General features: G+C 61.4%; 18 protein-coding genes. 9 read left to right on the top strand and 9 right to left on the bottom strand.

Annotation, left to right across the window (positions count from 1 at the left end; translation table 11 throughout):
* Positions 1 to 140 precede the first annotated feature (140 nt).
* From EEQ99_RS07925 to EEQ99_RS07910, 4 genes are read left to right on the top strand one after another with little or no spacing between them, the layout of a single operon-like run.
* A complete protein-coding gene (locus tag EEQ99_RS07925) occupies positions 141 to 1,070 on the top strand; it encodes an alpha/beta fold hydrolase (RefSeq protein ID WP_028755826.1) in 930 nt (309 codons plus the stop codon).
* 32 nt (positions 1,071 to 1,102) lie between these two features.
* Positions 1,103 to 2,059: a DMT family transporter gene (locus EEQ99_RS07920; RefSeq protein WP_028755825.1), complete on the top strand. Its 957-nt coding sequence runs from the start codon at positions 1,103 to 1,105 to the stop codon at positions 2,057 to 2,059.
* 17 nt (positions 2,060 to 2,076) lie between these two features.
* Complete coding sequence (caiB, locus tag EEQ99_RS07915; RefSeq protein WP_028755824.1) at positions 2,077 to 3,279, top strand: succinate--glutarate CoA-transferase; 1,203 nt, start codon at positions 2,077 to 2,079, stop codon at positions 3,277 to 3,279.
* Positions 3,280 to 3,292: 13 nt separating this feature from the next.
* A complete protein-coding gene (locus EEQ99_RS07910) occupies positions 3,293 to 4,951 on the top strand; it encodes a thiamine pyrophosphate-binding protein (protein ID WP_029867943.1) in 1,659 nt (552 codons plus the stop codon).
* 39 nt (positions 4,952 to 4,990) lie between these two features.
* On the opposite strand, the gene EEQ99_RS07905 is transcribed toward EEQ99_RS07910, so the two are convergent.
* The 3 genes from EEQ99_RS07905 to EEQ99_RS07895 all read right to left on the bottom strand — a co-directional run bounded on the left by EEQ99_RS07905 (position 4,991) and on the right by EEQ99_RS07895 (position 6,659).
* The gene (locus EEQ99_RS07905) at positions 4,991 to 5,335 is read right to left on the bottom strand and encodes a RidA family protein (RefSeq protein WP_028755822.1); all 345 of its coding nucleotides are present in this window, start codon (positions 5,333 to 5,335) and stop codon (positions 4,991 to 4,993) included.
* Between the two features lie 74 nt (positions 5,336 to 5,409).
* Complete coding sequence (locus tag EEQ99_RS07900) at positions 5,410 to 5,748, bottom strand: protein tyrosine phosphatase family protein (RefSeq protein WP_028755821.1); 339 nt, start codon at positions 5,746 to 5,748, stop codon at positions 5,410 to 5,412.
* Between the two features lie 71 nt (positions 5,749 to 5,819).
* Positions 5,820 to 6,659, bottom strand: coding sequence for an aldose 1-epimerase family protein (locus tag EEQ99_RS07895; RefSeq protein ID WP_127430209.1), 840 nt, complete (start codon positions 6,657 to 6,659; stop codon positions 5,820 to 5,822).
* Between the two features lie 252 nt (positions 6,660 to 6,911).
* Between EEQ99_RS07895 and EEQ99_RS07890 the strand changes: the two genes are divergently transcribed.
* Positions 6,912 to 8,312, top strand: coding sequence for a L,D-transpeptidase (locus EEQ99_RS07890; protein ID WP_029867942.1), 1,401 nt, complete (start codon positions 6,912 to 6,914; stop codon positions 8,310 to 8,312).
* Positions 8,313 to 8,383: 71 nt separating this feature from the next.
* On the opposite strand, the gene EEQ99_RS07885 is transcribed toward EEQ99_RS07890, so the two are convergent.
* The 6 genes from EEQ99_RS07885 to EEQ99_RS07860 form a co-directional block, all read right to left on the bottom strand.
* Positions 8,384 to 9,097 carry a ParA family protein gene (locus EEQ99_RS07885; protein WP_028755818.1) on the bottom strand — a complete coding sequence of 238 codons (714 nt, stop codon included), beginning with the start codon at positions 9,095 to 9,097 and terminating at the stop codon, positions 8,384 to 8,386.
* 228 nt (positions 9,098 to 9,325) lie between these two features.
* The gene (locus tag EEQ99_RS07880; RefSeq protein WP_029867941.1) at positions 9,326 to 10,477 is read right to left on the bottom strand and encodes an iron-containing alcohol dehydrogenase; all 1,152 of its coding nucleotides are present in this window, start codon (positions 10,475 to 10,477) and stop codon (positions 9,326 to 9,328) included.
* Positions 10,474 to 11,859 carry an aldehyde dehydrogenase family protein gene (locus EEQ99_RS07875; protein WP_028755816.1) on the bottom strand — a complete coding sequence of 462 codons (1,386 nt, stop codon included), beginning with the start codon at positions 11,857 to 11,859 and terminating at the stop codon, positions 10,474 to 10,476. Before EEQ99_RS07875 ends, EEQ99_RS07880 begins: the two co-directional genes overlap by 4 nt.
* A gap of 244 nt (positions 11,860 to 12,103) precedes the next feature.
* Complete coding sequence (locus EEQ99_RS07870) at positions 12,104 to 13,468, bottom strand: glutamine synthetase family protein (protein WP_028755815.1); 1,365 nt, start codon at positions 13,466 to 13,468, stop codon at positions 12,104 to 12,106.
* Between the two features lie 147 nt (positions 13,469 to 13,615).
* Entirely contained in the window at positions 13,616 to 15,172 is a 1,557-nt protein-coding gene (locus tag EEQ99_RS07865) for an amino acid permease (protein WP_028755814.1), read from the bottom strand.
* A gap of 112 nt (positions 15,173 to 15,284) precedes the next feature.
* Positions 15,285 to 16,058 carry an N-formylglutamate amidohydrolase gene (locus EEQ99_RS07860; RefSeq protein ID WP_127430357.1) on the bottom strand — a complete coding sequence of 258 codons (774 nt, stop codon included), beginning with the start codon at positions 16,056 to 16,058 and terminating at the stop codon, positions 15,285 to 15,287.
* A gap of 177 nt (positions 16,059 to 16,235) precedes the next feature.
* Here EEQ99_RS07860 and EEQ99_RS07855 point away from each other — a divergent pair, with 177 nt between their 5' ends.
* From EEQ99_RS07855 to EEQ99_RS07840, 4 genes are all read left to right on the top strand, one after another.
* Entirely contained in the window at positions 16,236 to 17,108 is an 873-nt protein-coding gene (locus EEQ99_RS07855) for a MurR/RpiR family transcriptional regulator (protein WP_028755812.1), read from the top strand.
* Positions 17,109 to 17,298: 190 nt separating this feature from the next.
* Positions 17,299 to 18,402 carry an ABC transporter substrate-binding protein gene (locus tag EEQ99_RS07850; RefSeq protein WP_028755811.1) on the top strand — a complete coding sequence of 368 codons (1,104 nt, stop codon included), beginning with the start codon at positions 17,299 to 17,301 and terminating at the stop codon, positions 18,400 to 18,402.
* Between the two features lie 71 nt (positions 18,403 to 18,473).
* Positions 18,474 to 19,367: an ABC transporter permease gene (locus EEQ99_RS07845; protein ID WP_028755810.1), complete on the top strand. Its 894-nt coding sequence runs from the start codon at positions 18,474 to 18,476 to the stop codon at positions 19,365 to 19,367.
* Positions 19,364 to 20,152 carry an ABC transporter permease gene (locus EEQ99_RS07840; protein WP_029867940.1) on the top strand — a complete coding sequence of 263 codons (789 nt, stop codon included), beginning with the start codon at positions 19,364 to 19,366 and terminating at the stop codon, positions 20,150 to 20,152. Before EEQ99_RS07845 ends, EEQ99_RS07840 begins: the two co-directional genes overlap by 4 nt.
* The last annotated feature ends 9 nt before the right edge of the window (positions 20,153 to 20,161 follow it).

Here is a 20,161-nt window from a genome sequence, read left to right as displayed (position 1 = left end):
CAATACGGGAACAAATAAGCACGAAGCTCAAACGGGCGCAACCCTGAATCGCAGCAACGTCGTATTTTGTTATCGGATAAACCAAACCCCCATGTTGCTTTTATCAGGCAATCTGGTCTGTTGCCGCAGGGAGGATCCATATGTTTGCTGAAACGCAGAAGCTCGCCGTAGTGGGGGCGTCGCTGGCTTATCACCATGCTGAAGCTACTGGTCCGGCCCGCGGCATCCTGTTGATATCGCATGGCCTCGCCGAACATTCGAAACGCTATCGCGCCTTTGCCGAGACGATGGCGGCGCGCCGCTATCATGTCTATGCCCATGATCACCGCGGCCACGGCGAAACGACGGCGCCCGATGCGCCGATCGGCCGCTTCGCCCGACGAGGTGGCGTCGAAAGGGTGATCGGCGACCTCATCGCCATGCGCGGCCATGCGGCATCCCGCCATCCCGGCCTGCCGATCATCCTCTTCGGCCATTCGATGGGCGGCCTCATCGCCCTCAATGCAGCCGTCACCGCTCCGGCCGACTTCGACGCCGTCGCCGTCTGGAATTCGAATTTCGCCGTCGGCCTCGCCGGCCGCGCCGCCCAGGCGATCCTGCTGGCCGAGCGCATGCTGAAGGGCTCCGACGTGCCGAGCGGCCTGCTGCCGAAGCTCACCTTCGGCGCCTGGGGCAAATCCATTCCCGGCCGCCGCACCGAGTTCGACTGGCTGTCGCACAGACCCGATGAAGTCGACAAATATGTCGCCGATCCGCTTTGCGGCTTCGACGCCTCGGTCTCTCTCTGGCTCGATCTCTTCGAGCTGACCTTCCGCGGACCGCAGAAAATCCATCTCGACCGGCTGCCGCGCGATATGCCGGTTCATCTGGTCGGCGGCGGAGAAGACCCGGCGACGGAGCGGGGAAAAGCCGTGCTCTGGCTGTCAAACCATTTGAAAGGCCTGGGCTTCTCCCGTATCAGCACTCAGATATATCAGGACTTGCGACACGAGACGCTGAATGAGATCGGCGCGGATGCGGCGATCGCAGCTTTCGCCGACTGGTGCGACGAGGTGGTCGCAAGATCCTGAGCGACCAATATGCTGAGTACGGGGATTTCATCATGAGCAGCACCTCCGCCCGCCCCGTTTCGTCCGCCTCCGACGTGACGACGGGGCTTGCGCTGATGGTTCTTTCGGTGATGGTCTCGCCGCTCATCGATATCTTCGCCAAGCTTGCCATCACCACCGTGCCATCCGGGGAGATCACCGCCGGCCGTTTCGTCGTCCAGGCGCTCTGCATGCTGCCGCTTGTGATATGGCGGCGCAGCTTCGCCGATTTCTCCTGGCGCCAGAGCCTCTTCCATGCCATCCGCGGCGCGATCATCACCATCTCGATGATCTCCTTCGTCACCACGCTGAAATATATGGCGGTCGCCGACGCGATCGCGATCTTCTTCGTCGAGCCGATCATGGTGACGATCCTCGGCGGCATCTTCCTGAAGGAGACGATTGGCTGGCGACGTTATACCGCCTGCGGCGTCGGCTTCTTCGGGGCGATGCTGATCATTCAGCCAAGTTTCGAAGAGGTCGGCTACATCGCGCTTCTGCCTGTCGTCAGCGCGCTCTGCATCGCCATCTTCGTACTGATGACCCGCGCCCTCTCGCGCAGGGAAGACCCCTGGTCGATGCAGTTCCAGATGAGCATCTGGGGCCTGCTCTTCTGTGTCCTCCTGCTTTTCCTCGGTCAGGGAACCGGTTCCGACCTCTTCGATCCCGTCATGCCGGAAGGCCGCGCCTGGTTCTATGTCGCCGGCGTCGGCGCCATGGCCGCAATCACCGGCATCGTCGGCGTCTACGCCTATCGCGCAGCACCGGCCTCGACGCTAGCGCCGCTGCAATATTTCGAGATCGTCTCGGCGACGATCTTCGCCTGGCTGGTCTTCGGCGACTTTCCGGATGCCGTCAAATGGCTCGGCATTGCCATCATCGTGGCATCGGGCATCTACATCCTCTGGCGCGAGCGCCGCTTTGCTTCAAAGCCTGTATCCGATACATCTGAGGTGACGATGGCGCCGTAGACAGTGCCGGGAGGAACATGACAGAGACCGTGACGAAGAAGCCGCCGCTTGCCGGAATCCGGGTGATCGAGCTTGCCCGCGTGCTCGCCGGCCCTTGGGCGGGACAGATGCTCGCCGATCTCGGCGCCGACGTTATCAAGGTCGAAAATCCCGAGGGCGGCGACGACACGCGCGAATGGGGGCCGCCCTTCGTCGAGGGCGCCGATGGCGAGAACCTCTCGGCCGCCTATTACCACGCCGCCAATCGTGGCAAGCGCTCCGTCACCGCCGACCTGAAAAGCCCCGAAGGCCAGGATCTCGTCCGCCGCCTCGTTTCCACCGCCGATGTGTTGATCGAGAATTTCAAGCTCGGCGGCCTCGTCAAATACGGGCTCGATTACGACAGCCTGCGCAAGATCAACCCGAAGCTCGTCTATTGTTCGATCACCGGCTTCGGCCAGACCGGCCCCTATGCCAGCCTCGCCGGCTATGACTACATCGTCCAGGGCATGTCGGGCTTCATGTCGATCACCGGCGAACCGGGCGGCCAGCCGATGAAGGCGGGTGTCGCCATCGCCGATATCTTCACCGGCATCTATGCCGTCTCGGCAATCGAAGCCGCCCTGATCCATGCCCTCAAATCGGGCGAAGGCCAATTGATCGACATGGCCCTGCTCGATGTGCAATCGGCCGTGCTCGCCAATCAGAACATGAATTACCTCGTCTCCGGCGCCGCACCGACCCGCCTTGGCAATGCCCATCCCAATATCTCGCCCTATGAGGTCGTGCCGACGGCGGACGGTTATCTCATCCTCGCGGTCGGCAATGACGGCCAGTTCCGTCGCCTCTGCACCCTCCTCGGCCTGGAGACCGTGGCCTGCGACGAGCGTTTCGCCACCAACAAGGCTCGGGTCGGCAATCGCGGCGAGGTGCGCCGCCTCATCTCCACCGAAACGCTGAAATGGCAGAAGGCGGATCTCTTGAAGGCCTGCGAGGAGAATGCCGTTCCATCAGGCGCAATCAACACGATCGAGGAAATGTTCGCCGATCCGCAGGTGCAGGCCCGCGGCCTGCGCATCGATCTTGCGGACGCCGCCGGCACCGTGATCCCCGGAGTGAGGACGCCTGTCGTGCTGTCGGAGACGCCGCTGCGTTATGACAGGCCGAGCCCGCGCCTCGGCGAACACCAGGCGGAAATTCTGGCGGAACTCGCTGAGCGTGATGGGGAGAGATCATCATGAAGAAGGCATTGTCATGAAGAAGACCGGCGGAGAACTGATCGTCGAGGCGCTGAAGGCGAATGGCGTCAAGCGGCTTTCCTGCGTTCCCGGCGAGAGCTTCCTCGCCGTTCTCGATGCGCTGCGTGACAGCGATATCGACGTTCTCGTCTGCCGCCAGGAGGGGGGCGCGGCGATGATGGCGGATTGTTGGGGCAGGCTGACCGGCGAACCCGGCATCTGCATGGTGACTCGCGGCCCCGGCGCCACCAACGCTTCCGCCGGCCTGCACATCGCCAAGCAGGACTCGATCCCGATGATCTTGTTCATCGGCCAGGTGCAGCGGGAAGCACGCGAGCGCGAGGCCTTCCAGGAGGTCGAGTTCCGCCGCGCCTTCACCGAATTCGCCAAGTGGGTGGGCGAGATCGACGATGCCGCCCGTATTCCCGAATTCGTCACCCGCGCCTTTGCGGTCGCCACCTCCGGCCGTCCCGGCCCGGTCGTGCTGACGCTGCCGGAAGACATGCTGCGCGACGAGGTCGAGGCACCCCGCGCCAGGCACTATGCCAATGTCGAGGCCCATCCCGGCCGCCGGCAGATCGACGATTTCTATATAAGGCTGCTGAAGGCCGAGCGGCCGATGGTGATCCTTGGCGGCACGCGCTGGGATGCCGATGCCGTCGCCGATTTTCAGAGCTTCGCCGAGCGTTTCCAGCTCCCCGTCGGCTGCTCCTTCCGCCGGCAGATGCTGTTCGATCACCTCCATCCCTCTTATGCCGGCGATGTCGGCATCGGCATCAATCCGGCATTGGCAAAGGAGATTAAGGAGAGCGACCTGCTGATCCTCCTCGGCGGCCGCATGTCGGAAATGCCGTCCTCGTCCTATACGCTGATCGATATCCCCTACCCCCAGCAATCGCTGGTGCACATCCATCCCGACGCTTCCGAGCTTGGCCGCATCTACCGCCCGGATCTTGCCATCTGCGCCGCGCCGGCCGATTTCGTCGCAGCACTCGCCGACCTGGAAGCGCCGGCCGAACCGCACTGGACCGAGCGCACCGCGCGCCTGCACCAGGCCTATCTCACCTGGTCGACCCCGCCGGCGACCGGGCCAGGTGCCGTCCACATGGGGCCGATCATGGAATGGCTGGAGGCCAATACGAAGCCGGAGACGATTTTCACCAATGGTGCGGGCAACTACGCCACCTGGGTGCATCGCTTCCATCGTTTCCGGCGCTTCAACACTCAAGCCGCCCCCACCTCCGGCTCGATGGGGTACGGCCTGCCGGCGGCCGTTGCCGCCAAGCGTCTCTTTCCCGAGCGCGAGGTCATCTGCTTTGCCGGCGACGGCTGCTTCCTGATGCACGGCCAGGAATTCGCCACCGCCATCCGCCACGATCTGCCGATCATCGCGGTGGTCGTCAACAACGGCATCTACGGCACCATCCGCATGCACCAGGAGCGTGAATATCCGGGTCGTGTCAGCAGCACCGATCTGACCAATCCCGACTTCGCAGCCCTTGCCCGCGCCTATGGCGGCCATGGCGAGACGGTGGAAAGGACGGACGAATTCGCCCCGGCCTTCGAGCGGGCGCGCGCCAGCGGCAAACCCTCGATCATCGAAGTCAAGCTCGATCCTGAGGCGATCACGCCGACGCGTACGCTCTCGGAAATCGCGCAAACAAAAAGCCGGTGAGAAAACTCACCGGCCTTGAAGGATAGGGACGCTGCGACTTCAGTCGATGGCCGCCGTGACGATGAACTCGACCTTGTATTTCGGCGCAGCGAGCTTGGCTTCGCTGGTGGCGCGGGCCGGCGGATTGGCAGGATCGATCCAGCCTTCCCAGACGGCGTTCATCTCGGCGAAATCGGCGATGTCGGCAAGGTAGATGATCGTCTGCAGGATTTTCGACTTGTTGCTGCCTGATGCAGCCAGCAGGCGGTCGACTTCGGCAAGCGAGGACTTGCACTGATCGGTGACGCTTTCGCCCTCGCCGACCTGGCCCGCGAGATAGACCGTGTTGCCGTGAATGACGGCGCCGCTCATGCGCGCGCCGACGTCGATACGCTTAATGCTCATCATAGTCTCCTGAGTGAATGGAAGGTGGCGGCGCTGAAGGTCAGCGCCGGAAAATCTGCGCCCGGGAATGGGGCTCAGTTACGGATATGGTGGGTCTTCTGGTAAATCGCCGTCGAGCGTGCGCCGGAACGGCAATAGCCCAACATCGGCCGCGGGAATTCGTCGAGCGCGTCGACCATGCCCTGCACGGCTTCTTCGGTCACGCCCATCGGCCCGACAGGCACATGGGCGATCTCGAGGCCGACCTCCTTGGCGCGCGCCTCGATGACGGAAAACGACGTCTGGTCGGGACTTTCGTGGTCGGGACGATGGCAGACGATCGATTTGAACCCCAGCGCCTTGATCTCGTCGAGTTCCTCGAGCGTGATCTGGCCCGAAACCGAATATTCATCGTCGATCTGGCGAATATCCATCGTCTTGTCTCCTCAAAAATCGTGGGGTGAAGGTCTACGACGGAGGTCTGCCAGCGTCAACAACACTTCGCTCACAGAAAGGTAAAGGTCAGCGCATAGCTGCGGCTCTCGCCTGGCGCCAGCATGTTGAACTCACCGGCTGCCTCGAGCTCGTCGCGCAGCACCCAGCGATGCGACACCGGCTCGATGCCGATGATATGGGCCGGCGGCTTCTGGTTCCGCCAGACCTGAAGATAGGGCAGCGTGTCGGCGCGGAAACGCACGCTGAGCGTCCTGCCGCCGATTGCGGCGATCGGCCCGAGGCGGACCTCCGCGAAACCTTCCTCCACCGCCGGCGCCGCGACGCAGAAGATGCCGCCCGGCTCCTCGCCGAATGCCCAGGGGAAACCACCATTCTCCAGCATCCGGCCTTCGAGCCGCGTGCCGTCGTCCAGCCATTTGCCGCCAACGTTCATGTGATACATCAGGAAGGTCGGCACCGTCCGATCGCTGGTATTGACGACCCGGTCTTCGAGCAGCACCTCGCCCGTCGCCCCGTCGATCCGCCACAGCCGTTCGATGCGCTGCGGCAGTCCTTCGACAGTGGTGATGTCGATATCGGCGCGACATTCGGCATTGCCGTTCTCGAATTTCGTCCACAGCACCTTTGCCGCATGGCCAGAGGCCGATCCGTGCAGCGGATAGACTTTGCCGTCGCCCCGGTCGGGAATCGGCTGACGGTGGCGGATGTGATCCGGCCCGCAGGTAAAGAGGAAGCCTTCGAGCGAGTGATCGATTCGCGGATCGCCGTCGTCGGGAATGGCGCGTTTCGGCGCGATATCGACGCCGTCGACGATGCATCCGCCGATATCGAGCACCGATGTTTCGTCCAGCATCAGGCGCGGCCCGCTTGCGGCGGCAAATTCGATCATCACGGTCTCCTTGAGGAATTATCGGCCCGTAGCGTTAGGTTTCACGCCTCCATTCGTCAATCGCCGCCGCTCTCATCTTGTGTTTTTGCAGCAACCGTGGATTTTGCGGAACGGACACAAGGGCGCAAACGTTTATGAGTAAAAGGAAATCTTAGTGATTTTCATATTTTGTTCAGTACGCTTTCATAAATTCCACACTAGCGTCAAAATTCGCAGGTGTGTGTCTGCCAGTCACTGTTCGAGGTGTGAGACGTGAATCGCTTTTTGAAGTCGGCATTTTCGCTTGCGGCCGTGCTGGCAGCCATTGCGGCTGCAGCGCCGGAAGCAGGCGCGCAGCAATTCCGCGACCGCCGCCAGAGCGATGTCGTGCTCGTGACGCCGAGCGGCGAAATCCTCGATTATGTCCCGCGCGGCTATATCTACGCCCGCGACCGCAGCGGCAATCGTGTGTTGATCGACGACTACGGCAACGTCGTTGCCACCGAGATGCGCGCCCGCGGCTATTATCCGCCGCGACCCGGCCCGCGCGAAGTCTATAACGACCAGGGCGGCAACGACCCCTATTATTCCGACAACAATCCCTATGGCGATACGCGTTATTCCGAGCGCGGCGCCGTGACCGGCGGCGTTCCACGCGATGCCGCGATCGAACGGCAGCCGCTCGACGACCAGCCCTATCCTGATGACAACAGCATCGGCAATCCGCAGCCCGGCGACGACTACGCCTCGATCGACCCCGACCAGCAGATCCCGCCTGCCGATCAGCCGAAGGCCGCACCCGAAGAGCCCGTCATCACGCTGAAGAACAAGTCGAAGCCGGAGATCGTCGCGCTGCAGGTCTTCCTCGATCGCGCCGGCATCTCCCCCGGCGTCATCGACGGCCATATGGGCTCGAACGTCACCAAGGGCATCTATGCCTATGACCAGATGACCGGGTCGAAGCTCGATCCCAACGACACCGATGCCATTCTCGAAGAGCTGCGCTTGAACGGCGGCCTGCCCGTCGTCAGCTACACGATCACGCCGGCCGATGCCGCCGGTCCCTTCGTCGCCCAGATCCCGGAAGATTATTCGCAGAAGGCGCTGCTGCCGTCGCTTGCCTATACCTCGACCACCGAAATGCTGGCCGAGCGCTTCCATATGGATGAAGCCTTCCTCAAGGAGATGAACCCCGGCGCCGATTTCAGCGTTCCAGGCACGGTGATCAAGGTCGTCAATCCCGGCGAGCCGAAGACCGGTGAAGTCGCTCGCATCATCGCCGACAAGGGCCGCAAGCAGGTCTTCGCCTATGACGGCGCCGGCAATCTCCTCGCCGCCTATCCGGCATCGATCGGCTCCACCGACACTCCCTCTCCGTCGGGCTTGGTAAATGTCGAGCGTGTCGCCCTCAATCCCGGTTACACCTATAATCCGAAGATCAATTTCCAACAGGGCGCAAACGACAAGATCCTCAACATCCCGCCCGGCCCGAACGGCCCCGTCGGCACCGTCTGGATGGCGCTTTCCAAGCCCACCTACGGCATCCACGGCACGCCCGAGCCTTCGAAGATCGGCCGCACCCAGAGCCACGGCTGCATCCGACTGACCAACTGGGATGCCACCGAGCTGGCCAAGATGGTCAAGCCGGGCGTCACGGTCGAATTCGTCGATTGAGCCGCTTCATTTCGCTGATAGAAAAGGCCGCCGGATCGCTCCGGCGGCCTTTTCGTTTCATCACGGGGAAATCAGGCCGCCGAGCGGACCAGCGGGTTTCCCATGCGGGCGGAGGCGGTCAGCCTGACCGGCAGCTTGCGCATCATTTCCTCGGCAAAACAGGTGGCGTTTTCACGCGCCTTGTCGAGATTGCTGACGCGCGTGGGGTCGATCGTGTGCAGCGTGCCGCCACAGTCGAAGATGTCGCGGAAGGCGGAGCGTTCGATAATTGCGGTGTCCAGCACCGGCACATGCCGTTCGCTGAGTAGCGACTTGACGAGTTGCAGCGCCCGCGTCGTCACCATCGAGTTGACGCGGGTGAGCACCACCGAATGGCCGATCTTGATGCCGGCCTTCTCGTCCAGATATTGCAGCAGCTCGAGCACCTGCGCGCCGCCGCGTGCATCCATCGCACAGCCCTGGATCGGGATCAGCACATGGTCGGAAAGGCCGACGGCTGTCGCAAGCAGCGGATTGCGCGCACCCGGCAGGTCGACGATGAAATAGTCGGTATTGTGCTTGTTCTCGCTGATATGCTGCGGCAGCGAGGCGGTGGTCACGAAATCGATCACCGAAAGATTGGGAACATGACCCGATATTTCGTGCCAGCGCGAAATCCAGTGCTGCGGATCGGCGTCGAGAATGGTGACGCGATAGCCTTTGCGGGCAAGCTCGGTGGCGAGCAGGAGAACAGCGGTCGTCTTGCCGGCGCCGCCCTTGGTATTTGCGAATGTGATGACAGGCATGTTCGGTCCTCGGAAGGAGATGGTGCGAGCCGGAATCGCTCTTTTACGCACCCTCGGGAGCATCGTGCGGTTAATCCATCCTTTCTAATCATGGTTAACAAATTCCAAACACGCGCGGCGAAATTGCAGCCGGTATTTTTCACATCCCTAAAATTGGGGATGCCGCCGGAATGAAAAAAGGCCGGAAAACCAAGGTTTTCCGGCCAGTCAGTTGGTCCGCTCGTATTGTCAGAAGCAGTCCTTGAACAGAGTTTTGGTATTTTCGAGCGTCATTGCGACCGGGTTGCCGCCGGCGCTCGGATCTTCGATCGCCATGGCCGACAATTCATCGATACGATCAGGCGCGATTCCCATCGCCGACAGCGTCTCCGGCACCCCGAGTTCGGAGCGGAGCTTCAGCACATAGTCGTAAAAGCCGTCGAAACCGCCCGAAATGCCGAGATAGGCGGCGGCGCGGCCGATCTTCTCCTCGATCGCCTTGCGATTGAAGCGCAGCACTGCCGGCATCACGACTGCATTGGTCATGCCGTGATGGGTGTTGTAGACGGCGCCGATCGGGTGCGACAGCGCGTGGATGGCGCCGAGCCCCTTCTGGAAGGCAACCGCGCCCATGGCGGCCGCAGACATCATATTGGCACGGGCTTCGAGGTCTGTGCCTTCCCTATAGGCGCGCGGCAGGAACTCCTTGACGAGCCGCATGCCTTCAAGCGCGATGCCGGCCGACATCGGGTGATAGAAGGGCGAGGAATAAGCCTCCAGGCAATGGGCAAAGGCGTCCATGCCCGTGCCGGCCGTGATGATCTTCGGCATGCCGACCGTCAGTTCCGGATCGGAGATGACGACGCCAGGCAGGAACTTCGGATGGAAGATGATCTTCTTCACATGGGTTTCGGAATTGGTGATGACGCTGGCACGCCCGACTTCCGAACCGGTGCCGGCCGTTGTCGGCACCGCGACGATCGGGGCGATGCCCTCGAGGCTCGCACGCGTCCACCAGTCGCCAATATCTTCGAAGTCCCAGACCGGCCGCGTCTGACCGGCCATGAAGGCGACGCACTTGCCGAGATCGAGGCCGGAGCCGCCGCCGAAGGCGACAACACCGTCATGTCCGCCGTCCTTGAAAGCCTTGACGCCGGCGTCGAGGTTCTTCTCATTGGGGTTCGGATCGACATCGGCGAAGATCGCCCGGCCGAGACCGGCATCTTCGAGGATATCGAGCGCAGTCTTGGTGATCGCCATCGAGGCGAGGCCGCGGTCGGTGACGAGCAGTGGCTTCTTGATGCCGAGGCTCTTGCAGGCGTCGGCCAGTTCCGTGATGCGGCCCCGGCCGAGCTTGACCGATGTCGGATAGCTCCAGTTTGCGGTGATGTTGCTGCTCATGCTGTGACCTTCTTCAGATGGAAAGATTTCGGACGCGTCAGATTTTGGAAGCCGATGATCGACAGCGAGCCACCGCGGCCGGTCTCCTTGACGCCGGTCCAGCAAAGCGCCGGGTCGAGATAATCCGCGCGGTTCATGAAAACGGTGCCGGTTTCGATTGCGCGGCCAAGCCGCGCTGCCCGCTCGACATCCCTGGTCCAGAGCGAGGCCGTCAGCCCGTACTGGCTGTCGTTCATTAAAGCGAGTGCCTCCTCGTCGCCCTTCACCTTCATGATGCCGACTGCCGGACCGAACGTCTCTTCGCGCATGAAGGCCATGGAGTGGTCGACATTGACGAGGATCTGCGGTGCGAGATAGGCGCCGCCGTCATCCTGAGGGAAAAGCTTGGGATCGACAAGCGCCTTGGCGCCCTTGGAAACCGCGTCAGTAATCTGCTCGCGCACCACCTTGGCGAAGCGCTTATTTGCCATCGGCCCGAGCGACGTATCGGGATCGAGCGGATTGCCGAGCTTGTAGTTCGACACCCAGGCAACCGATTTCTCGACGAAGGCGTCATAGAGCGATTTATGCACATAGATGCGCTCGATGCCGCAGCAGCACTGGCCGGAATTGTAGGTCGCGCCGTCCATCAGCGTATCGACGGCCGCATCAAGATCGGCGTCTTCCATGACATAACCCGGATCCTTGCCGCCGAGTTCGAGACCGAGGCCGGTGAAGGTGCCGGCGGCCGCCCGCTCCATCGACCGCCCGCCTTCGACCGATCCGGTGAAATTGACGAAATTGAAGCTGCCGGCGGCAATTAGCGCCGACGTGGTCTCATGGTCGAGAAAGACGTTCTGGAACACATCCTCGGGAACGCCGGCCTCGATGAAGGCCTGCACCAGCCGTTCGCCGACAAGAAGCGTCTGCGAGGCATGTTTCAGCACCACGGTATTGCCGGCCATCAACGCCGGCGCGATCGTGTTGATCGCCGTCATATAGGGATAGTTCCACGGCGCGACGACGAAGACGACGCCATGGGCTTCGCGCTCGATGCGGCGCTCGAAACGCTCGCTCTCCTCGACGACGAGAGGCGCCAGCGCATCCGCCGCGATGGAGGCGACATAGTTGGAGCGCTCGTTAAAGCCTTTGTATTCGCCGCCATACTTGACCGGCCGGCCCATCTGCCAGGCAAGCTCCGGGACGACGACATCAGACATCTCATTCAGCCGCGCAGCACCCTTCAGCACCAGCTGCACGCGCTCTTCGAGCGGCCGTTTCGCCCAGGCTTTCTGCGCCTTGCGGGCGCGCGCCACCACATCCTTGGCGGCATCGAGAGAAAGTGCGGCGCGTTCGGCATAGACCGACCCGTCAACCGGTGAAATGCATTGGATCATTGCCATGATCGATTTCCGTCCTCGTATTGATCAAAAATTTCGTCGAGGGCCATAGCCCCTCATCCGCCTGCCGGCACCTTCTCCCCGCTCGCGGGGAGAAGGGAATACACAGCACCGTTTTCCCCAACCGCAAACCCCGCACAGGGCACGTCCCCTCTCCCCGCAAGCGGGGGTCCGAAGGACGGGTCGAGACCAGTGGCTCGACCCCGGCAACGGTTAGCGTGAGGGGCAAGCCGCCTCTGATTGCCTATTAAGCTCTTTCGAAACCGCGCGCCACTTCCCAGTCGGTGATACGGCGATCGTATTCTTCCTGCTCCCATTCGGCAGTACGGGTGTAATGGTCGATAACGTCGTCGCCGAAGGCTTTGCGCAGCATTGCCGATTCCGTCATCTCAATCGTGGCTGCGCGCAGCGTGCGCGGGATTTCGCGGACACCCTTGCCGCCATAGGCGTCGCCGACGAAGGGGGCTTCGAGCTCCAGCTTGTTCTCGATGCCGTCAATGCCGGCCGCAAGCAGCGCGGCGAAGGCGAGATAGGGATTGAGATCGGAGCCGCCGACGCGGCACTCGATACGGATTCCCTTGGTCTCCTCGCCGCAGAGCCGATAGCCGGCGGTACGGTTGTCCTTGCTCCAGATCGCCTTGGTCGGCGCAAAGGTACCGGCCATGAAGCGCTTGTAGGAGTTGATGTAGGGCGCCAGGAAATAGGTGATCTCGCTCGCATGGGCGAGAAGCCCGGCGACGTAATTGTGCATCAGCGGCGACATGCCATATTTGCCGGTATGGTCGAAGAAAAGCGGCTTCTCCTCCAGGCTCCAGAGCGACTGGTGGATGTGCGAGGAACTGCCGGCGGCGTTGTAGTTCCACTTGGCGAGGAATGTGATGGCCTTGCCCTTCGACCAGGCGATCTCCTTGCAGCCGTTCTTGATGATCGCGTGCCGGTCGGCCATGGCGAGCGCATCGGCGTAGCGCACGTTGATCTCTTCCTGGCCGGCCGAAGCCTCGCCCTTGGAGTTCTCGACCGGGATGCCGGCGCCTTGCAGCCCGGTGCGGATCGCCCGCATCACCTCTTCCTCCTTGGTGGTCTGGAAGATGTGGTAGTCCTCGTTATAGGCGCTGGCGAGCTTGAGGTTGCGGTAGCCCGAGGCCTGTGCCGCCTCATAGGTCTGGTCGAACAGGAAAAACTCGAGTTCGGAGGCCATATAGGCCTTCATGCCCATATCTTCGAGGCGCTTCACCTGCTTCTTCAGGATCGCGCGCGGCGAGTGGGCGACCTCCTCATGCGTATGATGGTCGAGCACGTCGCAGAGCACCAGCGCGGTGCCTTCGAGCCAGGGAATGCGGCGCAGCGTCGCCAGATCCGGCTTCATGGTGTAGTCGCCGTAACCCTTCTCCCAACTCGTCGCCTTGTAGCCGGAGACCGTCTCCATCTCCATGTCCGTGGCAATCAGGTAGTTGCAGCTGTGCGTTTCCTTCCAGGCGCTCTCGATGAAATACTCCGCCTGGAACCGCTTGCCCATCAGCCGGCCCTGCATGTCCACCTGGCAGGCCAGAACCGTGTCGATGCGCCCTTCGGCAACATCCTTCCTGAGATCGTCGATCGTGTAGCTGCTCATGATTGATCCGCCTGAATTGGGATTGAGAAAATCGGGGCAACGAAATCGCATACGCTCGGCCGGACCTCCCAGCCCGATGCCTTTTCGTTGAACCGGTGATGGGGCCGCAGGATGCGGCCCCGCCATTTGAGAGGGAAGCCTCGATGCTTACTTTTCGCCGCTCTCGCCGACCGCCGCTTCGGCGGCCGCGATCTCGGCCTGACGCTTTGCCACTTCGGCGCCGATCGGCGGCCCCTTGAAGCGCCGGCTTTCGAAGCCGAACCAGACGATCCCGGTGACCACGAGGAAGCCGACGGTGATATAGAGCGCCCATTCATTCGGAGGTTGAATGCCGAGAATGAAGATCAGGATCATCGCGATGATCGTCAGCACGGCAAAGAGCTTGAAGACGCCTTCGCCGAGGTTCCACGGACCCATCTTGTCCCACTTCGATGTACCCCAGGCGAAGAGGCCGAGCGTGATCGGAATCGCGAAGGAGAAGAACAGGAAGATGACGGTGCACGAGACGACGATCGTGTAGACCGGCGTGTCGCCGATCGAAACGAGCGAAGAGCCCCAGACGAACAGGACCGATAAGATCGAGCCTGTCCAGATCGCAGCTACCGGCGTGCGGTACTGCGGGCTGACCTTCGACAATGCCTTCGATGCCGGCAGACCGCCGTCACGCGAGAAGGCGAAGATCATGCGAGAGACCGAGGTGACGGTCGCAAGACCGCACAGCCACTGGCTGACCAGGATGGCGAGGTAGAGAATGTCCTTGACGATCGGGTTGACCTGGCTGTCCATCGCCCAGAAGAACACGTTCCAGCCCTGCTTTGCCGCATCGTCCATGTTCGGCAGCATCAGGACGAAGGCGCACAGCATGATATAACCGAAAAGCGCCGACCACAGCACCGACGCGACCATGCCGCGCGGGACCGATTCAGCAGCCTTGACGGTCTCTTCCGACGTATGCGCGGAGGCGTCATAGCCGGTGATGGTGTAGATCGGCAGCAGCAGACCGAGCAGGAAGACCCAGGTACCCGAGGTGGAGGGCCAGACGTTACCGCCGACTTCGCCGGAATAGTTGGCGAAGGTGAAGAGACGGCCGAATTCATACGAGGGTGCCGCGAGAAGGCAGACGACTGCCAGCGCAATCGAGCTCGCGAAGATGAGATAGCCCGAAAAGTCGGTCAGCTTCGCTGTCAGCCCGATGCCCATGTGGTTCACGAGCGCCTGCGCACCGGTGATGATGACGAGGAAGACGATGCGTACTACCGTCGAATCCGTCAGCCCGAGATAGGTGGTGCCGAAGGAGCCCATGAAGAAATAGTAGGTGCCGACATTGATGGCGCCGAGCACGGTGACGAGCCCGAGCAGGTTGAACCATGCGGTCAGCCAGCCGGTGAAGCGGTTGCCGAGGATCGAACCCCAGTGATAGAGCCCACCGGCCGTCGGATAGGCGGAGCTGATCTGCGCCATGGCAACGGCGAAGACCAGCGAGATGAAGCACCCGACCGGCCAGCCGATGCCGATGGCCGCTCCGCCGGCACCGGAGGTCGCCTGCGCCAGCGAATTGATGCCGCCGGACAGAATGCAGATGATGGAGAATGATACGGCAAAATTCGAGAACGAGCTCATGCGTCGTTCGAGTTCCTGGGCATAGCCCATGGAATGCAGGATGTGCACATCCTGCTTCTTGTCCAGTTCGGTATAATCCGACATGACTTCCCCCTGTTCACGATCGGCCGCGGGATTGCGGGCCGGTTCAGTGCCAACTGTCCGCGGCATTTGCGCCGTACAGACGTTCGCAGTTAGACTGCTCCCTCGGGTCTTTTTATTGGGCGTCCAGGCTTTGCTGGAGCAGCCCCTTTAGATAGTCGGCCATGACCCTTTGGCCGGCATCGTTTGCGATGAGATCGTTTCGGACCTCGATCATAACATTGCGAATCCCGTTCGAAAGCCCGTGCAGGATCAGCGTGTGGGTTACGCCATCCTCGGGTCCGTAAGGCTCGTTGCGTTCCGTCCTGAAGAGCGGTGCCTCAGCGGCAGCTTTCAGCATGCCGTCGGCCAGCCGACTGTCCTTGTCGTGCAATATGCCGAGTTCGACGGCCCGCTCTCGGCCGTGATAGACCGGCGTGAAACTGTGCATCGTCACGATGATGCTGTCTTGGCCCCGCGCCCGACGGTCACGGATCAATCCACGAACGGCATCGTGAAAAGGCACGTAGAGCGCCTCGGTGCGCGCCAGCCGCTCTTCCGCGGTCAAATCCTTGTTACCGGGAATGGCATAGATCTCGCTTGTCTCGGGCATCGCCCCCGGCGAGCTGGGTGGGCGGTTGCAATCATAGATCAACCGTGAAAACCGCTGATAGATGAGCGTCGCGTCAAGGGCGTCGGATAGGATGCGGGCAACCGCAAGTGCGCCTGGATCCCAAGCAATATGGCTGGAGAGCGCTTCACGCGAAAGACCGAGATCACCGAAACGTTCAGGAAGAGTGCTGGAGGCATGCTCACAGACGAAGAGCACCGGGCTCCCGCCACGGATGCGCTCGATCCCGACGCAGTCGCCGTCCGCTTCGTTGAGGATGTTCGGTCGAGCCAGCACCAAAAGCGCCACTCCTTATCCATTAATAAATTCTTATAAGAAAAGAATTCTTCAGGTTTCGATGACTGTCAAGCATCGACTGAAAATTTCTTTTCATGACAGTAGTTGACATGGATTATGACAGCGTTGTTAACTTTGAGTGGGAAAGTGGCGCCAGACCATCCCGGGGAGCATAGTTACGTGACAGTTGCGTCGAAGACGGTTTCGGACGTCATACATTCGCATTTGGGGGTGCTGACGCGCGCCGAGAAGCAGTTGGCCGAAAGCCTTCTCGACAATTATCCGGTTTCCGGTCTCGGCAGCATCACCACGATCGCCGAGAATGCCGGCGTCTCGACGCCGACCGTCGTGCGCATGGTGCAGAAACTCGGCTTCAAGGGCTATCCGGACTTTCAGGCGCATCTGCATCAGGAGGTCGAGGCGACGATCTCGAACCCCATCGCCAAGCACGATCGCTGGGCGCAGAACGCGCCGGGCACCCATATCCTCAATCGCTTTGCCGATGCCATCATGGGCAATCTGCGCCAGACGCTGACCGATCTCGACACCGCGACTTTCGACAGCGTCGCCTCGCTGCTCTCCGACCGCAAACGCGGCCTCTATTTCGTCGGCGGCCGCATCACCGGCGCGCTTGCCGAGTATTTCTTCACCCACATGCAGGTGATCCGGCCAGCAACGACGCTGCTGTCGTCGAATTCCAGCAGCTGGCCGCAATATGTCCTCAACATGAATGCCGGCGACATCCTGATCATCTTCGACATCCGCCGCTACGAGCAGGAAATGGTGAGCCTTGCCACCGCCGCCCGCAAACGCGGCGCCGAGATCGTCGTCTTCACCGACCAGTGGGGCTCGCCCGCGGCCAAGCTCGCCAGACATACCTTCCGCGTCCGGATCGAAGCGCCATCGGCCTGGGATTCCTCCGTCGTCACCCTGTTCATCGTCGAAGCGCTGATCGAGGCCGTTCAGAATTCGACCTGGGACGAGACGAAGGAGCGCATGAAGACGCTGGAAGGCCTGTTTGAGCAGACCAGGCTTTTCCGTAAACCGGGTTAGGAGGACAAGACTAAACAGAAGAAAGACAATGACGGATTTTCACGGAAACAGACCGCGCTGTCGCAAATAGAATATTTGTCGCAAAGGCCTGATATTCAAGGTGAAATGAACGTCATCCAAACGTCATACAAGCTTCATGTAAGCTCATTAACAGCATCGCCAGACACTGAAAACCCGAAGGAGAACAACAGTGATCTCTAACATTTCTCGACTGCTGTCGCTTTCTACTGCGATGATCGTGGCTTCGACCGCGATTGCCGCCGCTGAGCCGAGCGCTGAACTCATCGCCGCCGCCAAGAAGGAAGGCACCCTGACGACCATCGCACTTCCGCACGACTGGTGCGGCTACGGCGACGTCATTGCCGGCTTCAAGGCCAAATACGGTCTTGAGGTCAACGAACTGAACCCGGATGCCGGCTCCGGCGACGAAATCGAAGCGATCAAGGCCAACAAGGGCAATACCGGCCCGCAGGCTCCTGACGTCATCGACGTCGGCCTCTCCTTTGGCCCGTCCGCTAAGAAAGACGGCCTGATCCAGCCTTATAAGGTCTCTACCTGGGATTCCATCCCGGATACCGCCAAGGACGCCGAAGGCTATTGGTATGGCGACTATTACGGCGTTCTCTCGTTCCTCGTGAACAAGGATCTCGTCAAGGAATCGCCGGCCGATTGGCCCGATCTGAAAAAGAGCGACTACGCAAACAGCGTCGCGCTGGCAGGCGACCCGCGCACGGCCAACCAGGCTGTCCAGGGCGTCTATGCCGCCGGTCTTTCCGCATCTGGCGGTGACGCAGCCAAGGCAGGTGAAGAAGGTCTGAAGTTCTTCGCCGAGCTCAACAAGAACGGCAATTTCGTGCCGGTCGTCGGCAAGGCTGCTCCCTTCGCGCAGGGCTCCACGCCGATCATCGTCGCCTGGGACTACAACGCGATGTCCTGGGGCGAAGGCCTGAAGGGCAATCCTCCGTTCGAGGTTGTCGTTCCCAAGACCGGCGTCGTTGCCGGCGTTTACGTTCAGGCGATTTCTGCCTTCGCTCCGCACCCGAACGCTGCCAAGCTCTGGATGGAATACCTCTATTCCGACGAAGGTCAGCTCGGCTGGCTGAAGGGCTATTGCCACCCGATCCGCTTCAACGATCTTGCCAAGAACAACAAGATCCCGAAGGAATTGCTCGACAAGCTGCCGCCGGCAGCGGCCTACGAAAAGGCCGTCTTCCCGACGCTCGAAGAGCAGGCCGCCGGCAAGGAAGCCATCACCAAGAACTGGGATTCCGTCGTCGGCGCCAACGTCAAGTAATCTCTGCTCCTGCCTCCCCGCCGCAAGGCGGGGAGGTTTTGTTACTCCGACGCCCCAGGATGAGCTTTTCCATGAGCACCGTTTCTACGCCGATGGCGAGCAGTGCCCCCTTGATCAACAAAGACCGTGTGATCGACTGGCTGGGCATTGCACCCTTCATCATTTTCTCCCTGCTATTCCTGATCATCCCCACGCTCTATCTTGTGGCGGGCGCATTCCTGACGCCCGAGGGCGATTTCACGCTGAAGAATATCGGCGATCTCTTTACGCCATCGATCATGAGCGCTTACTGGATCAGTATCCGCGTCTCGGTCGCCTCCGCTCTCGGCGGCGCGCTGATCGGCTTCTTCCTCGCCTGGGCCGTCGTGCTCGGCGGCCTGCCCGCCTCCGTGCGCTCGACGCTGCTGACCTTCTCCGGCGTCGCCTCGAATTTCGCCGGCGTGCCGCTCGCCTTCGCCTTTCTCGCAACGCTCGGCCGTACCGGCCTTGTGACGATCTTCCTGCGCGAATGGTTCGGCTTCAATCTCTACGGCACCGGTTTCAACCTGCTGTCCTTCTTTGGCCTCACCATCACCTACATGTATTTCCAGATCCCGCTGATGGTGCTGATCCTGACGCCGGCCCTCGACGGCATGAAGAAGGAATGGCGCGAGGCATCGCAGATCCTCGGCGCCACCAACCGCCAATATTGGACGATGGTTGCCCTTCCGATCCTCTGGCCGAGCCTGCTTGGCACGACGCTGCTGCTTTTCGCCAATGCCTTCGGCGCCATCGCCACCGCCTTTGCGCTGACCGGCAGCTCGCTGAACATCGTGCCGATCCTGCTTTATGCGCAGATCCGCGGCGACGTTCTGCACAATGCCAACCTCGGCTACGCCATCGCGCTCGGCATGATCGTCATTACAGGCGTCTCCAACGTCCTTTATCTCATGCTGCGCATGCGCGCCGAACGGTGGCAGAAATGAAAGCTCAACGTCTTGGGGCCTGGATCGCCGTCATCCTGGGCGCATCCTATTTCGTCATTCCGTTGATCGGCACGATCGAATTTTCGCTGCGCATGCGCCGCGGCGAATACAGCCTCGATGCCTATGAATCGGTCTTCTCAGACATTCAGTTCCGCGAGACCTTCGGCTATTCCATGCTGATGGCGTTATTCACCATCGTCTTCGGCATGCTGCTCGTCGTGCCGACGGCCTATTGGGTGCGGCTGCGCCTGCCGCAGATGCGTCCCGTCGTCGAATTCATCACGCTGCTGCCGCTTGTCATTCCGGCGATCGTCATCGTCTTCGGTTACCTCAGGATGTATAATTCGTCGTCCTACCTGCCCCTGACGGGTTCGACGACCGGCACCAACGCCCTGCTGGTCTTCTCCTATATCACGCTGTCCCTGCCCTACATGTACCGCGCCGTCGATACCGCCATGCGCGCCATCGACGTCCGCACGCTGACGGAAGCGGCCGAAAGTCTCGGCGCCCGCTGGACGACCATCATGTTCAGGTGCATTTTCCCCAACGTCATGAGCGGCGTGCTCTCCGGCGCCTTCATCACGCTGGCAATCGTCATGGGCGAATTCACCTTCGCCGCGCTGCTCAACCGTCCGGCTTTCGGTCCCTATCTGCAGCTCGTCGGTGCAAACAAGGCCTATGAGCCTTCGGCGCTCGCCGTCATCGCCTTCTCGATCACCTGGCTCAGCATGGGCCTGCTCAACCTCGTTTCCCGCTTCGGTAAAGCCCGCCCGGCAAAGGCTTAAGGTAACTGG

The organism is Rhizobium anhuiense, from assembly GCF_003985145.1.
GTDB classification, from domain to species: domain Bacteria; phylum Pseudomonadota; class Alphaproteobacteria; order Rhizobiales; family Rhizobiaceae; genus Rhizobium; species Rhizobium anhuiense.
The sequence above is the reverse complement of the archived record's forward strand: the minus strand, read 5'-3'. Positions and strand labels throughout refer to the sequence as shown.

Coding starts and splice junctions, on each gene's coding strand:
- EEQ99_RS07925 (WP_028755826.1), top strand. CDS start 141: ATGTTTGCTGAAACGCAGAAGCTCGCCGTAGTGGGGGCGTCGCTGGCT.
- EEQ99_RS07920 (WP_028755825.1), top strand. CDS start 1,103: ATGAGCAGCACCTCCGCCCGCCCCGTTTCGTCCGCCTCCGACGTGACG.
- caiB (WP_028755824.1), top strand. CDS start 2,077: ATGACAGAGACCGTGACGAAGAAGCCGCCGCTTGCCGGAATCCGGGTG.
- EEQ99_RS07910 (WP_029867943.1), top strand. CDS start 3,293: ATGAAGAAGACCGGCGGAGAACTGATCGTCGAGGCGCTGAAGGCGAAT.
- EEQ99_RS07905 (WP_028755822.1), bottom strand. CDS start 5,335: ATGAGCATTAAGCGTATCGACGTCGGCGCGCGCATGAGCGGCGCCGTC.
- EEQ99_RS07900 (WP_028755821.1), bottom strand. CDS start 5,748: ATGGATATTCGCCAGATCGACGATGAATATTCGGTTTCGGGCCAGATC.
- EEQ99_RS07895 (WP_127430209.1), bottom strand. CDS start 6,659: ATGATCGAATTTGCCGCCGCAAGCGGGCCGCGCCTGATGCTGGACGAA.
- EEQ99_RS07885 (WP_028755818.1), bottom strand. CDS start 9,097: ATGCCTGTCATCACATTCGCAAATACCAAGGGCGGCGCCGGCAAGACG.
- EEQ99_RS07880 (WP_029867941.1), bottom strand. CDS start 10,477: ATGAGCAGCAACATCACCGCAAACTGGAGCTATCCGACATCGGTCAAG.
- EEQ99_RS07875 (WP_028755816.1), bottom strand. CDS start 11,859: ATGGCAATGATCCAATGCATTTCACCGGTTGACGGGTCGGTCTATGCC.
- EEQ99_RS07870 (WP_028755815.1), bottom strand. CDS start 13,468: ATGAGCAGCTACACGATCGACGATCTCAGGAAGGATGTTGCCGAAGGG.
- EEQ99_RS07865 (WP_028755814.1), bottom strand. CDS start 15,172: ATGTCGGATTATACCGAACTGGACAAGAAGCAGGATGTGCACATCCTG.
- EEQ99_RS07845 (WP_028755810.1), top strand. CDS start 18,474: ATGAGCACCGTTTCTACGCCGATGGCGAGCAGTGCCCCCTTGATCAAC.
- EEQ99_RS07840 (WP_029867940.1), top strand. CDS start 19,364: ATGAAAGCTCAACGTCTTGGGGCCTGGATCGCCGTCATCCTGGGCGCA.